Origin of the sequence: Chryseobacterium sp. ON_d1, assembly GCF_006829085.1 — a bacterium.
Lineage (GTDB): Bacteria > Bacteroidota > Bacteroidia > Flavobacteriales > Weeksellaceae > Chryseobacterium.
Genome location: NZ_BJTC01000002.1, coordinates 444,515 through 460,170, shown reverse-complemented (window position 1 = coordinate 460,170; position 15,656 = coordinate 444,515). Strand labels below are relative to the sequence as shown.

12 protein-coding genes and 1 pseudogene are annotated in these 15,656 nt (G+C 36.9%); 9 read left to right on the top strand and 4 right to left on the bottom strand.

Translation table 11 applies throughout. The annotated features are described in order from the left end of the window. The 4 genes from CRS_RS24790 to CRS_RS05495 all read right to left on the bottom strand — a co-directional run. A partial coding sequence (locus CRS_RS24790; protein ID WP_142722049.1) for a helix-turn-helix domain-containing protein occupies positions 1–190 on the bottom strand: 190 nt, incomplete at its 3' end. Positions 191–339: 149 nt separating this feature from the next. Beyond that, on the bottom strand, positions 340–2,187 hold the full coding sequence (locus CRS_RS05505; RefSeq protein WP_142723062.1) for a chloride channel protein: 1,848 nt from the start codon (positions 2,185–2,187) through the stop codon (positions 340–342). Positions 2,188–2,311: 124 nt separating this feature from the next. Further along, positions 2,312–3,304: an SDR family oxidoreductase gene (locus CRS_RS05500; RefSeq protein WP_142723061.1), complete on the bottom strand. Its 993-nt coding sequence runs from the start codon at positions 3,302–3,304 to the stop codon at positions 2,312–2,314. 35 nt (positions 3,305–3,339) lie between these two features. Further along, positions 3,340–4,611: an NAD(P)/FAD-dependent oxidoreductase gene (locus tag CRS_RS05495; protein WP_142723060.1), complete on the bottom strand. Its 1,272-nt coding sequence runs from the start codon at positions 4,609–4,611 to the stop codon at positions 3,340–3,342. 225 nt (positions 4,612–4,836) lie between these two features. On the opposite strand from CRS_RS05495, the gene CRS_RS05490 reads away from it, so the two are divergent. The 9 genes and pseudogenes from CRS_RS05490 (at position 4,837) to CRS_RS05450 (ending at position 15,598) form a co-directional block, all read left to right on the top strand. Beyond that, positions 4,837–5,832, top strand: a complete 996-nt coding sequence (locus CRS_RS05490) for an aldo/keto reductase (protein ID WP_142723059.1) — start codon at positions 4,837–4,839, stop codon at positions 5,830–5,832. 210 nt (positions 5,833–6,042) lie between these two features. After that, positions 6,043–6,732 (top strand): response regulator transcription factor, encoded by a 690-nt coding sequence (locus CRS_RS05485; protein ID WP_142723058.1) that lies wholly within the window; start codon positions 6,043–6,045, stop codon positions 6,730–6,732. Positions 6,733–6,741: 9 nt separating this feature from the next. Continuing rightward, positions 6,742–7,097 (top strand): annotated as a pseudogene (locus tag CRS_RS05480) (four helix bundle protein). A 51-nt stretch (positions 7,098–7,148) separates the two neighbouring features. Beyond that, on the top strand, positions 7,149–8,435 hold the full coding sequence (locus CRS_RS05475) for a HAMP domain-containing sensor histidine kinase (protein WP_142723057.1): 1,287 nt from the start codon (positions 7,149–7,151) through the stop codon (positions 8,433–8,435). A 283-nt stretch (positions 8,436–8,718) separates the two neighbouring features. Next, a complete protein-coding gene (locus tag CRS_RS05470; protein ID WP_142723056.1) occupies positions 8,719–9,984 on the top strand; it encodes a TolC family protein in 1,266 nt (421 codons plus the stop codon). 3 nt (positions 9,985–9,987) lie between these two features. Continuing rightward, a complete protein-coding gene (locus tag CRS_RS05465; RefSeq protein WP_142723055.1) occupies positions 9,988–10,914 on the top strand; it encodes an efflux RND transporter periplasmic adaptor subunit in 927 nt (308 codons plus the stop codon). Positions 10,915–10,991: 77 nt separating this feature from the next. Continuing rightward, entirely contained in the window at positions 10,992–14,018 is a 3,027-nt protein-coding gene (locus CRS_RS05460) for an efflux RND transporter permease subunit (RefSeq protein WP_142723054.1), read from the top strand. Between the two features lie 22 nt (positions 14,019–14,040). Next, positions 14,041–15,060 (top strand): YncE family protein, encoded by a 1,020-nt coding sequence (locus CRS_RS05455; protein WP_142723053.1) that lies wholly within the window; start codon positions 14,041–14,043, stop codon positions 15,058–15,060. 109 nt (positions 15,061–15,169) lie between these two features. Beyond that, positions 15,170–15,598 (top strand): PepSY-like domain-containing protein, encoded by a 429-nt coding sequence (locus CRS_RS05450; RefSeq protein ID WP_142723052.1) that lies wholly within the window; start codon positions 15,170–15,172, stop codon positions 15,596–15,598. The last annotated feature ends 58 nt before the right edge of the window (positions 15,599–15,656 follow it).

Below are 15,656 nucleotides of genomic sequence, written 5' to 3'. Positions count from 1 at the left end.
AATAACTCATGTTTTTTCGAGGGTATAGTCCCGAGATTCCGTACTTGTTATAAAAACCAATCCACTTGCGCAGATTGCTTTCATTAAATCCTTTCTCTGTTGCTATAGATTTAATTGAACAATGAGAATTTTTGTGAAGATTAATACATTCTAGCTTGAAAGCAACGCTAAATTTTTCTTTTCTATACATAAAAAAATGCCCCTAAAAAGTGTCTAACTTTTTGGGGGCAGTCCATAGCTGAACGGATTTTTTATTACCACCCCGTCAAATCTGTTGATTTGACACCCCTCCGGAAGAGGGGAATTGAGTTCTTCAGGTGTCATATTGTACGTCAATATTTAATCAGAATATTCTTTCAGAAGCTGTCTGTAGCTCATCAGTATTGAAGATTTGGAAATAAATCCTATAAAATCATTATTCTCACTCACCACCGGAAGATTCCATACACCGGTATCATCAAAAGTCTGAAGAATATCCAGTGGTTTATTTTCACGGTGAAGTACAGCAGGCGGTGCTTTCATGATCTGGGTAACCGATTGGGAGCTTTCTATTTCTTTGTTAAAAAGATAAGGCCTTATATCATCAAGAGTAAGTACTCCTTTCAGTTTTCTGTTTTCATCTACCACGGCGAAAATATTTTTATTTCCGTTTTTCACCATTTCAAACAATTCTGCAACAGAAGCATTCTGATTGATGGTTTGAGAGTACTGATCAATAAAATCCTCTGTTCTTAAAGCAAAGAGCAGGTTTTTATCATGTTTATTGGTGAATATTTTTCCCTGATCTGCCAAAGATTTCAGTTCCGGGGAAATCGGGGAGAACCATTTGGCAATAAGGTAAGACATTACAGAAACAATCATCAGCGGGATAAACAAATCATATCCGAAACTGGATTCAGCGATCAGAAATATTGCGGTAAGCGGGGCATACAGTACACCGCTCATTGCTCCGGCCATTCCAACCAGAACAAGATTGGTCACAGGAACATCTGTAAATCCCAGATGCTGGCACACCAGTGCGAACAAATACCCTAAAGTTCCTCCAGCAAAAAGAGAGGGAGCAAAGTTACCACCATTTCCGCCACTGAATATGGTAAAAGATGTTGCAAATGCCTTTAAAAGAAGAACCAGAACCAAAAATATAATAATCGTCCAGTCACCAATCTCAAAATATCTGAAAAAACTGTTTTCAATAATAGAGTAGGTATTCCCATTGGTAAACGCTTTCACAGTTTCATATCCTTCACCGAACAAAGGAGGAAACAGAACGCATAACAGCGAAAGAACAGCTCCTCCAAACATCGCTTTCCGCATTCTTGAAAGCTGAAGCCCTTTTATAAAATGTTCTACTTTCTGAGAAATAACCACAAAATAACGGGCATATAAGCCGGTTACCAATCCTAAAATAAGATAATAGGGGACATTTTTATAGTTGAAGGCATCCCGGGTATAAAACCTGAAAAGCACATCTTCCTGAAGTAAAATTCTTGACAAAAGACTTCCGCAGACTGCAGCTACTACCAAAGGAATAAAGTCAGTAAAAACCACTCCGGTTAGAAGGATTTCAAAAGCAAACATAATCCCCGCAATAGGCGCATTGAATGCTGAAGCAATCCCGGCAGTAGCACCGGCAGCCAACAGTAAAGTACGTTCTTTATAACTTAGCCTGTATGTCTGCGCATAATTTGAACCAATAGCAGCTCCGGTAACGGCAATAGGGCTTTCCAATCCTGCAGAACCTCCCAATCCTACGGTCACGGCACTCTGTATCACCTGGGAATACATTTTAACGGAAGCTACAATGCTGGAATTCTGTGCAATCTCATACAAAATAGCTCCGATTCCTTTACGGTCCTGACCTTTAAAAATTGTCAGAACAATCATGGTAGTCAGTACGATTCCTAAAAAAGGAAAAACGATATAGAATAAAATCTGATATTCAAAATGGACTTTATTGGTAATAAAATAATGAATATTGTGTACCAGGGTTTTCAGGATAACTCCTGCAAGGCCAGCCGTACAGCCCACAAGAATCCCTGAAAGCACAAGAAACTGGTTTCTGCTCAGTCTGTTGTTCAGCCAATGCAGAATAAGCTCATAGCTGCGTGCTTTTTCCAATCCGTATTTCTGGAAATCTCTTTTAAATTTGAGGAAACTCAGGTACTTTTTTTTGTTGTGAATTTTCACCTTAGAAACATTTTTATGCTGTTATGAAATGAATACAGCTCCGTAAATTTATGAAATATCTTACAAAAAACAGCTAAAAATACCTTTTCAACGTTTGGTTTATGAAGTTTTCCTCTCCTTGCAGTTATTCTGTTTTGTTGGATTTTCCTGATAAAAGTAAGCCTGCAGCTATTGCTCCTATGATTCCGGCACCTGCCCACAGCAAAGTTTTTTTAGGAAAGGAAAACAATGTTTTTCCGTCTATTCCCATATTACCTTCGGAGGGCTCCAAAACATTTCCTCCCGTTTTATTATCCTTATTAGCATTTTTCATTACCATACGCATTCCTGCTGAAGAGACATAACGGATGATTCCGGGAACCATTTCATATAAATTTTTAAATACAATGGCAGACCAGTCCGGATAGATAACTTCTTTTGGATTTTTAGCGGTCTTTACAATTGCAGAAGCCAGTTTCCGGGGATCAAAAGAGGGTGGAGGGGTACTCAGTTTTATTCCTGAATAATTGGCAGCGTGCTCTATTCCTGAAGATTTCTGAAAGCCTGGATACAGCGCACAAATATGAATATCAGGAAAATCTGAAACCTCTCCCTGCAAGGTTTCCACCATACCGCGAACTCCGAATTTTGAAGCTGTATAGGCTGTTCCATACGGTGCCGGCATCCATCCGCCAATAGAAATATTATTCAGCAGTACTCCCTTTTTCTGCTTTTTAAAAACGGGAAGTACCGCATGAGCCGCGTGCATATATCCGAGAAGATTTGTTTTGACAATCTGATCTGTAACGTCTACTGGAATTTCTTCAAATTTACCAAATGCCAGAACGCCCGCATTATTTACCCAATAATCAATTTTGCCACTGAATTCAAGGGCTTGTTTGACAAGATTCTGAACATCTTCAGGAATAGAAGTATCTGTAGGTACTGTAATCACGGTAGCACCAAGCTTTCTGCATAATTCTGCAGTTTCTGTGAGTGCGTCTTCACCTCTTGCTGCCAGAACAAGATCTGCACCCTGTTCTGCAAAAGCTTCTGCTGTAGCTTTACCAACTCCGCTTGAAGCTCCGGTAATAACCACTGTTTCTCCGAAAAAAGGAGGTCTTCTTTGATTTTTCATACTATAAGATTTAAGTGTTGGTATTTTTTAAGTAATTATCCGTTGCCTGTTGTATTTCTTTTCGGAAAAAGAATAAGCCTGATGGATGGATTGTTGGTAATAAATAAACGGAACCAGTCCACTGCCAGCTGAATTTTGTTTTTGAACCCTACAAGAGGAATAATGTGAATAAAAAGCCAGGTGAGCCAGGCAATAAAACCATTAAAGGAATGCTTTGGAAGGTCCACTACAGCATTATATTTTGAAATGATAGCCATGCTTCCTTTATCATTGTAATGAAACGGCTCCAGCACTTTTCCATCTTCTATACGTTTGAAATTGGCGGCAAGATTTTTACCCTGCTGAATGGCAACCTGAGCCAGCTGAGGATGTCCCTTAGGATATTTTTCTTCTGAAAGCATCAGTGCTATGTCTCCTAGTGCATAAATAGTATTGATTCCTTCTACTTTATTATAGGCGTCCACCAGAATTCTTCTTCCTTTTCCGATACTGTTTTCCGGTAATCCAGGAACTTCTTTTCCGATCACTCCCGAAGTCCAGATCAGCGTTTCTGTCTCAATAATGTTTCCGTCGCTTAAGATGACTTTGTTATCGGTATAATCCTTTACAGAAACATTCAATACAATTTTAACACCTAATTCTTTCAGTTTTTCATAAGCTGTCTTCTGAGCCAGCTTACTCATCGGGGAAAGAAGAGTAGGCAGTGCGTCTATAAGATAAAGATTGGAAAGGCCTAACTTAATTTCCGGATATTCTTTCTGAGCAATATACCTTCCCATCTCCGCAAGCATGCCTGCCAGTTCAACCCCTGTAGGGCCACCACCTGCAATAACGATGTTCTGAAGCTTTTCGGCTTGCTTGATATCTTTATTACGGGCCGCTTCTTCAAGGGTAAGCAGGATATGATTTCTCAGGTAAAGTGCTTCTTCGATATTTTTCATTGGCAAGGCACATTTCTTTACATTTTCCATTCCGAAAAAGTTGGATTCTGTTCCCAGTGCCAATACCAGATAATCATAACCCAGAGTACCGGTATCCGTATCTATTGTTTTGTTTTCAGGATTTACCCTAATCAGGCTGCCCATATGGAATTTCACATTTCTATTGTTTGAAAACAGTTTTCTGAAAGGGTAGCTGATATTGGAAGCCTCTATAAAAGAAGTAGCCACCTGATAGATAAGGGGTAGAAAAAAATGATAGTTATTCTTATCGACCAGCGTTATTTTGAACCGTTTATCATTTTTGAGAGATTTGATAAGGTTAATACCCGCAAATCCTCCTCCTACGATTAGAATATGCTTTTTCATATGAAATAATTTATTGAAATGGTGTATTACAGTTTATTCAATAACAGGACCAAAGAAGCGATGAAAAAAACATTTAACATAATATTTAAAATATCAAAAGAAGCCTTATAGCTTTACTCATTAATGATTTCAAAAGGTTGAACACTATCTTTACTTTTAACGTTTCCATGATATCAGCACGATGTTTGCAGCCTGTTTATAACCAACACCATAAAATATTTCAATATGAAAACAGACATTTTAACAGAAAAACACCGACTGGGAATTGGTGGAGTTGCTATAGGAACAGCATTTGAAAATATTACGGATGAACAGGCTCATGAAATCCTGCATACAGCATGGAGTACAGGCATCAGATATTATGATACTTCCCCGTGGTATGGATTAACAAAAAGCGAAAGAAGATTTGGAGATTTTCTGAAAGATCAGGAAAGAAATGATTTTGTTTTTTCAACCAAAGTGGGAAGGCTATTTCATGAAGTTCCTGAATCTGAAGTTCCGCCTACCATGTGGAAAAAACCCCTGAATTATGATTTCCGGCATGATTATACTGCTGATGCTTTACAGAGGTCTATTGAAGAAAGCCTGAAAAGAACCGGGCTGAACCATATTGATATCGTTTATATTCATGATTTATCCGAAGACCAGGTAGGAGACCGTTATCCCTATTTTCTGGAACAGGCCAGAAAAGGTGCTTTTAAGATTCTTTCCGAACTTAGAGATCAGGGTGTTATAAAAGCCTGGGGTATGGGTGTCAATAAAATAGAACCTATCTTAGACTGTATTGAATCTGCTGATCCGGATATCTGTCTTTCTGCAACACAATACTCAATCCTCGAACATGAAGATGCGGTGGACCGTCTTCTTCCTGCTGTCAGAAAAGCTGGTGTAAAACTGGTTTCAGGAGCAGGATACAATTCAGGGTATGTGGCAGGAAGAGAGCGGTATAATTATAAGGATGTCATCCCGAAAGGAATGAGTGAAAAACGGGAACGGATGACTTCCATTGCTGAAAAGTACAGTATAAGTCTTGTTGATGCAGCACTCCATTTTGTATTGGCAGCTGATGAATTTGCCTCCATTATCCCGGGAGCCGGCAAGCCTGAACAGGTAAAAGATAATGTGGATGCCCTCAACACTGCTATTCCTGCTGAATTCTGGAAAGAATTAAAAAGTGAAAAGCTGATCTATGAAAAAGCTCATGTTCCGGGAGAAAAATAACCGGATAGAAAATCAGATAGCGTTGGGAAACGCAGTAAGGAAAAGAGTTTTTACATATAAAAAATATTGAAGAAATAAGGATTTTGTCTCTGATGAAATCCTATTCTTCATACTATAGACATCTCTAAGAAAAGATATTAATCAGAAATTTATTTAACAGAGATACATTCTATTCAAAATTTCTTCAAAATTAAATGATAGTTTTATGGCATGAAAATCTTAATCATTGAAGACGAAGCTGAGCTTGCTCAAAGTATTTCCGAATATCTGTCCGGAGAAAATTATCTCTGTGAAGCTGCCGCTACATTCGGTGAGGCTATGAATAAAATAGAAGTGTTTGAATATGACTGTATTCTATTGGACATCATGCTTCCCGATGGCAACGGCCTGAAAATTCTGGAAGAATTAAAGAAACAGCAGAAACAGGACGGTGTGATTATTATTTCTGCCAAAAATGCCCTGGATGATAAAATCGAAGGCCTGAAGCTGGGAGCTGATGATTACCTTACCAAGCCTTTTCATCTCTCTGAGCTGATGGCAAGAGTATATTCTGTAATCCGCCGGAAACAGTTCAGCAGCTCCAATGTAGTAAAGCAAAATGAACTTCAGATCGATTTATTAGCCAAAACAGTGGCTGTTAATAATGAATCTATTTCACTGACAAAAAAAGAATTTGATCTCTTGATCTATTTCATCGGAAATAAAAATAAAGTAATCTCCAAAAGTACACTTGCTGAACATCTTTCCGGAGATCTTGCAGATATGCTTGATAATCATGACTTTGTTTACGCTCATGTAAAAAATCTTAAGAAAAAACTGTATGACGCAGGATGCGGACATTATCTTAAAACGGTATACGGAACAGGGTATAAGTGGGAAAACTTTCAAAATTATGAATGATGAATTATTATGAGTGAAAGGAGAAATGTGCTGAAAGATAAAAGTTTTAGTTTTGCAATAAGGATTATTAATCTTTATAAATATCTTTCTACTGCTAAAAATGAATTTATTCTGAGTAAACAGTTATTAAGAAGTGGAACAGCAGTTGGAGCTTTAGTAAGAGAGGCACAGAATGCAGAAAGCAAGGCAGATTCGTTCATAAACTGGCTATAGCTCAAAAAGAATGTGACGAATCTATTTACTGGATTGAACTTTTATTTCACACAGATTATTTATCATCCACTGAATATGAAAGCATCAATAATGAAGCCACAGAAATATTGAAAATAATCCGTAGTATTATTATTACAACCAAGAATAAATGAGAGTAACAAAAACAAAAATTCATAATTCATAATTTATCATTCATAACTATTGTGAAACCTCTATTAACAAAAACCACAAAACCTTTTCTCATCTATGTACTTATTGTCCTGATGGTAAGTATTCCTGTGTATTATTTTGTGGTAGATACCATCTGGAAAAATGAGCTGGATGAGCATAACCAGATGATTGTAGAGAAAACGGCTTTTGAATTTAATCAGTTAAAGCTTTCTGATGAAGCCCTGGAAAAAAGTCTTGAACTATGGAATCACATCCAGCCAGAAACGAATATTGAGAAAATTTCGCCCGCACAAATAAAACGGGATACCGTATATACCTATGAAAAGCATCTTCCATTCATTTCGGAACAAAAAAAGGAACGTTACAGATGTCTTGAAAAAGTAATTTACATTCACAACAAGCCTTATCTGTTTACGATACAGACCAATATTGAGGAATCTCATGAAACCATAGCCGTTATTGCCATGATCACGATTTTCTTTTTTGTGATGATTGTTGTGGGGCTTTTATATCTTAACCGAAGACTTTCTTCATCTATCTGGAAGCCGTTCAGAGACACTTTGGATCAGCTTAAAACATTTAATCTTAAAAATCAGAATACCATAGAATTTCCCGCTTCTGATATTTCAGAATTTGAAGAACTTAATCAATCCCTTTACAAACTGATTGAGCGAAATATCTCTACTTATAAGGCCCAGAAAGAATTCACTGAAAATGCATCTCATGAGCTGCAGACCCCACTTGCTATTATTAAAAACAAACTGGACATTTTACTTCAGGACCAGGATCTTACTGAAAAGCAATACAGAATTGCAGAAGACATCAACAAAGCGCTTACAAGAAGTTCCCGTATCAATAAAAATCTTTTGCTTCTCGCGAAAATTGACAATAACCAGTTTGACAGTTCGGAAACCATCTTATTTGATCAGTTGCTTCATCAAAGCATTGACATTCTCAGAGAACATTTTGAACAAAAAGATATTTCTCTTACAGAACCTATTTTCCCTCCCATACAAGTAAGTGGAAATAATATTCTGGCGGAAATATTAATTAATAACCTTATCATCAATGCCATTCGTCATACAGCTGTAGGAGGATGTATTTCCATACAGCTTACGGATTCTGTTTTCGAAGTTTCCAATTCCGGGACTGAACAATTGAATATGGATCTGATGTTCAAAAGATTTTCAAAACTTTCAACAGATAACAGCGGAAGTGGCCTTGGGCTTTCTATCATTAAGGAAATCTGCAGGTTCCATCATTGGACTATCAGGTACAGATTTGAAAATAATCATCATATTTTCTCCGTTAAATTATAAATAAAAAACAACATGATGCTTTTTCATATGTTTTATTTTATACCGTTCTTTCAGAAATATTAATCATTCTTTGCTTAAAAAGATAACGTGAAAATTTTTTCTCGCAACTGTTTGTATTCCTTTTTTTATTTCAGGGTAATTTCACGGGTTTATTATTAGTGCTTCTGTACCTTGATAATAGGATATTTTATGTTTAAAGTGATATGAATTTTCGGAAATATTTATTAACAATTCAGAATTTCTACAAAATCGCATCTCATCTTTACCACATAATTAATAGAATATGGATACTTTTCGTACATATTTGATTCATTGCTTTTTATTTTTGATGCTGTTTTTCAATTGTTTAAAAATAAACGGGCAGGCAAAAAATACATTACCTTATTTCCTTGAAAAAGCAAAAACAAATAGTCCGGTTTTAAATGATTTCAATAACCAAGTGATATCAAACCGGATTGACAGTTTAAAATTAAGAGCAACGTATGGATTTATTGTGACCGGAGAAGGTACTGCAGGATATTCACCTAATATAAAAGGTTGGGGATATGACAGTGCTCTGACTAACGGACAATCGCTTTTTGCAGGAGTACGCGTTGCCAAAGAATTCATAAGCCGGAATAACCTTAATACAAGACTTGCAGGTATCAATGCAAGCATTGCGCAGGTTTTAGCACAAAAAAATATCAGTATTCAGACCCTTAATAAGCAAATTACAGATCAGTACATCGCTACTTATGCTAGTCAGCAACAATATAATGTAAGCAAGGAAATTATTCATTTACTGAATCAGGAAGATATTGTTCTTAAAAAACTGACTCAGGCTGCTGTTTTTAAACAAACCGATTATCTCACATTTAAAGTAACGCTTCAACAGAATGAACTAACCTTAGAACAGCAAAAAGCCAATTGGCAGAACAATTACGCTTTGCTTAATTACTTGTCGGGAATTGTAGACAATACTTTTGAACCTGTGGAAGCTCCTTTCTTTCAGGAAAATCTCACTCCCGTTTCTTTTGATGATAGCATGTATGAAAAAGCTTTTCAGGCAGACAGTTTAAAACTTGCTAATGACGCCAAAATCATCCAATACGATTACAAACCAAAGATTACTGCGTTTTCAGATAGCGGTTATCAGTCTTCATTTGCGCTTACCCCATATAAAAATTTTGGGTTAAGTGTAGGAGTTGGAGTTACGATCCCGATTTACGATGGCCATCAGAAAAAAATGATGTTACAGCAAAATCAATTATCACTGCAGACCCGCCAAAAATATCTTGAGCAAACCCACAGACAGTATCAGCAGCAAATTATTCAGATTACCAACCAGATTGAACAGTATAATAAGATCATCAATACAGCGAACGAACAAACTACTTATGCCAAGACTTTGGTAGAGGCCAATGCCAGACAGCTTCCTACAGGCGATGTAAGAATGGTGGATTTTATTCTGTCAATCAACAATTTACTTAATCTCAAAGGAAACATCATTCAGTACAATACGACATTATTCAATCTCAAAAACCAATTGCAATACCTAATCATTCCATAAATCATGAAAAAAATAATCGTCCTTATTATATCAGCTATTATTGTTTTCAGTTGCAATAAAACTAACGAAACGGCTTCTGCAGACACACCCGCAGCAGACACAAAACCAAAAACACTGGTTACAGTTGCTTATCCGTCAGATACGGCTCAACTCAATAATATGATAACGCTGAATGCTACCGCAACTTATCTCTTAAAATCCGATGTAAAAGCCAACAGCACAGGTTATATTACAAAAATGACCATTAAATTGGCAGACCATGTTGGCAGAGGTTCTGTTCTTTTCGGATTACAGACCAAAGAAGCAAGAGCATTGGGAAATACCATCAATAAACTGGATAAATCCTTTCGTTTCAGCGGAACAACAACGGTAATGAGCCCTTCAACGGGATATGTCGCCATGTTGAATCACCAGATCGGAGATTACGTTCAGGATGGGGAAGTTCTGGCAACCATTACCGATGCAAGCAGTTTCGGTTTTGTGGTCGATGTACCTTACGAATATCTTCAAATTATAAAAAATAAAGGTTCTTTACCGATTACTTTACCTGATAATACCGTTTTGCAGGGAAGAATTACAAAAGTAATGCCTTCTGTTGATGCCACTTCTCAAACGGTGAAAGTGCTTTTACAAGTTCCCGATAATACTATCCCTGAAAATCTGATTGGTACGATCAGCTTTTCTAAAACTTCCGCTTATGGATTGTCTGTTCCTAAAATGGCGGTAGTAAGTGATGAGACCCAATCTTCTTTTTGGGTGATGAAATTAATCAATGACACAACAGCCGTAAAAACAAACATCACAAAAGGTGTGGAAACAGATAAATACATTCAGATAAAATCGGGCAATCTGACGACAAAAGACAGGGTGATTGTCTCAGGAAATTTCGGATTGAGTGATACGGCAACTGTGAAAATACAAAAACCTTAATCTGAAATGAGCTCTTGAAATCCCGTCAATTTATACGTTGGCGAAATTATTTGGCAATTTTAAATAGATAACTACCAATGAAAAAGTCATTTTTTGTAACCTATAAAAATCCATTGCTGGTATTAATTTTCCTCATACTGGCGGGTGGAATCTATTCGTATACCAAAATTCAGTCAGCCTTGTTTCCACAGATTACTTTTCCAAAAATAAAAATCATTGCCGATGCAGGGCAACAGCCTGTAAACCAAATGACAGTTGGTGTAACCAAAGTTTTGGAAAGTGCTGTAAAAAGAGTTCCTGATTTACAGGTTTTGAAAAGTACAACCAGCAGAGGAAGCTGTGAAATTTCTGCCTTTATGGATTGGAATGTGAATGTAGATTTAGCCAAACAGCAGATTGAAAGCAGCATTAATGAAGTTCGAAATCAATTACCGCCGGATGTTAATATTTCCGTTGAAAAAATGAATCCGTCGATTCTTCCGGTAATGGGATATTCGTTGAACTCCACTTCAAAAGATCCGATTGAACTAAAACAATTGGCGCTTTACACGATAAAACCTTTTCTTTCACAAGTTCCCGGAGTAAGTGAAGTGAGAATTATTGGCGGACAAGATAAAGAATTCCGTGTTGTGATGAATCAGGCGATGATGGCGAGATTGGGAATTACGCCGGCTTCGGTGGAACAGGCAATTAATAATACCAATTTTATTAAATCAAATGGTTATTCCTCAGATTTTCGTTATCTCTATTTAACACTTACTGATGCTCAGATCCGTAACGAAGGTCAGCTGAAAAATCTGGTTGTGAGCAATAACGGAAACCGGATCGTTTTGTTGGGTGATATTGCCCAGATCACTGTTCACAATGCCAAACAATATATAAAAGTCAATGCCAACGGACAGGAAAGTATCCTGATTGCAGTCATACAGCAACCCAATGCCAATGTGGTGGATGTAAGCAAAGCAATGGAGGCAAAAATCACTGAACTGCAAAAAACACTTCCAAAAGATATTGTCTTAAAACCGTATTATGTTCAGGCAGATTTTGTCAATGATTCTATTAAAAGTGTAACCGATGCTTTATGGATCGGGTTGGTTCTGGCGATTATTGTTGCCATTATTTTCCTCCGCTCCTGGAAGGCGAGTGCAGTTATTCTCATCACGATTCCCATTACGTTAAGTCTCACGATGCTTGTTTTGTATGCGATGGGGCAGACGTTCAATATTATGACGTTGGGAGCTATTGCTGCTGCCATAGGATTAATCATTGATGACGCAATTGTTGTAGTGGAACAAATCCATAGAACTCACGAGGAACATCCCGAAGAATCTTCAAAAACATTAGTACAGAAAGCCATTAATTATCTATTAAAAGCAATGGTTGGTTCGTCGCTCAGTACGATCGTGATTTTTTTGCCTTTTATGCTGATGAGCGGTGTTGCGGGAGCTTATTTTAACGTAATGACAGATACGATGATTATCACGTTAATCTGTTCGTTTTTTGCAACCTGGATCTTGTTGCCAATCGTTTATTTACTGTTATCATCAGGAAATAAAAAAGAAAAAAACATACGGCATCACGATGTAAAAGAAAGAAAATGGGTGGGATTTTTTATCAGAAAGCCATTATTCAGTTATGCTTTTATTGTACTGTTGATTATTTTAACAGCCATTATTCTTCCCAATATCAGTACCGGATTCTTGCCGGAGATGGATGAAGGAAGTATTGTTTTAGATTACAATTCACCTCCGGGAACTTCACTTGAAGAAACGGACAGAGAACTGAAAGAAGTTGAAAAAATTATCACGTCTACACCCGAAGTGCAGGCGTACAGCCGAAGAACAGGAACTCAAATGGGATTCTTCATCACAGAACCGAACCGGGGTGATTATTTAATTCAGTTAAAGAAAACCCGGGATAAAACCACAAATGAAGTTACCGACGATATTCGTTCCAGAATTGATGCTTCAGGTTTGCCCCTTACCGTAGATTTTGGACAGGTGATTACCGATATGTTGGGAGATTTAATGAGTAGCGTTCAACCAATTGAAATTAAAGTTTTCGGTACGGACCAGAAAGTTATTGAAGATTATTCAAAAAAAATAGCTGCCATTGTAGAAAAGGTGAGTGGTACAGCCGATGTTTTTAACGGAATTGTGATTGCAGGACCATCCATGGTCGTCACTCCGAAACTGCCTGTTTTAGCACAGTATAATATTTCGTTACCTGATTTTCAGAATCAGCTGCAGGCGAATCTTGATGGGAATGTTGCAGGAAATATCTTTGATAATGTTCAGTACACGCCGATACGATTATTATACAATGAAAAAAATAATCAGTCTTTAAGTGATATCAATAATAGTATGATTGCTTTACCGAACGGAACTTTGAAACCTCTGAATGAATTTGCAACCGTAAATGTTGTCACCGGCTCTGCAGAAATTAACAGAGAAGATCTGCAGACATTAGGAATTGTAACCGCAAGACTGGATAACGGAAATCTGGGGGGAACGATTCAGGAAATTCAGAATCAGATTAACCAGAAAATAAAACTGCCAAGCGGATATTCGGTGGTTTATGGCGGTGCCTATGCAGAACAGCAGCAATCATTTAAAGAATTGATGATTATTCTGGTGGTTTCCAGCTTACTGGTTTTTTCTGTGATGCTGTTTTTATTCAGGAATGTTCTGGTGGCACTTATCATTTTATTTATATCGGTTCTGGGACTCTCGGGTGGAATTTTACTGTTGTATTTAACCAACACTCCTTTGAATGTCGGAAGTTACACAGGTCTCATTATGATGGTCGGAATCATCGGGGAAAATGCCATTTTCACCTATCTGCAATTTCACGAAAGTTTAACCACAAAAACGAAAGAAGAAGCTGTTATTTACGCCATAAGCACAAGACTTAGACCGAAATTAATGACTGCTTTGGGAGCTATCATTGCCTTAATGCCACTAGCATTGGGAATCGGAACGGGAGCACAAATGCATCAGCCTTTAGCCATTGCTGTTATCGGCGGATTCATCGTTGCATTACCTCTTTTACTCATTGTTTTGCCAACACTACTCAACAAAATCAATTTAAAACAAATAGAATAACAAATCAATAAATCATTTAAAAATGAAAACAAAATCTTTAATCATTGCAAGTACCTTTCTGTGTCTTTCACTCAATGTTACAGCCCAGAAAACGGTTTCCTCAAATACAATTAAAATCCTCAAAATAGGAGGAAACAGTGACGGTTGGGATTACTTAACGATACATCCTAAAAACAATTTATTATATGTAAGTCACGGAACCAGGGTCAATATTTTAAATACAACAACGGGAGAAAATGTCGGTGAGATTGAAGAAACAACTGGTGTTCACGGCATTGCATTTCCTCCAAATTCTACGAATGGGTTTATTACTTGCGGGAAGCTGAATTCTGTAAAAGTATTTGATACTAAAACCAATAAGGTTACATCAGAAATCCCGGTCGGACAAAATCCTGATGCTATTTTCTATGATTTTTTTTCTAAAAAACTGATTGTCTGCAATGGTAAAACCAATACCATTAGCGTAATCGATCCGGAGAATAACACAGTCGTCAATACCATTGATGTTGGTGGAAAACCTGAAACTGCGGTGAGCAATGGGAAAGGAAAAATATTTGTCAATATTGAAGATAAAAACGAAATTGTTGTGATCGATGCCAAGAATTTTACGGTAACCAATCATTGGAATTTAGATAAAGAAGAAGAACCTTCCGGACTTGTAATAGATACAAAAACGAACAGACTTTTCAGTACCTGTAATAAAATGTTGGTGATTTTAGATTCCGAAACCGGTAAACTGGTTAAGAAAATGCCTATTGGAGAAGGTTGTGACGGTGCTGTGTTCGATGATAAAACCAATACAATCTACACCTCCAACGGAGAAGGAAATATCTCTGTTATTCAGGAGAAAAATGCAAATCAATTTGTAGCACTCAAAAATATTGTAACTAAAAAAGGAGCTCGTACAATTGCATTAGACAACTCGACCCACAATCTCTATTTGCCAACAGCTGATTTTGACGACAAAGAAAAGGACAGCCGCGGAAGACCAAAAATCAAAGAAGGAACATTTCAGGTTCTTGCTATAAAAACCACCAAGTAAAAACTGAATTTAAATAAAAAGTAAAGTTTATTTCTTAAAAATCTGAAAATTCAAAATTTCTTCTAAATCATTTCTGAATATTGTATAGTAAATTCAAAATTTTAATACAATGAGAAAAGCAGCAATTTTATTAACAATGATTACAGCTGTAGTTTTTATTAATGCACAAAAAATCCAGCAAAAAAATGTTCCTGTTATGGTTCTAAAAGGTTTTCAAAAACAATTTCCGATGGTTAAAGATGCAAAATGGGAAAAGGAAAACGGAAATTACGAAGCCAGCTTTAAAGCAAATGGAACGGGAACCTCTGTTATAATAGATCTTTCAGGCAATATTCTTGAAACTGAAAATCAGATCAACAGCAACTCCCTTTCTGCACTTATTAAAGAATATATTGCTGAAAACTATCCTAATCAAAAGATAAAAGAAGCCGCTAAAATTACTGATGCAAAAGGGGAAGTTACTTATGAAGCTGAAGTAAACAACAAAGATCTGATTTTCGATAGCAAAGGAAAATTTTTGAAAGAAGTTAAAGATTAAACCCGAATACAAATTTAGAATGTGTACCCATTAACCAGATTGAAATGTTTTTACAAAA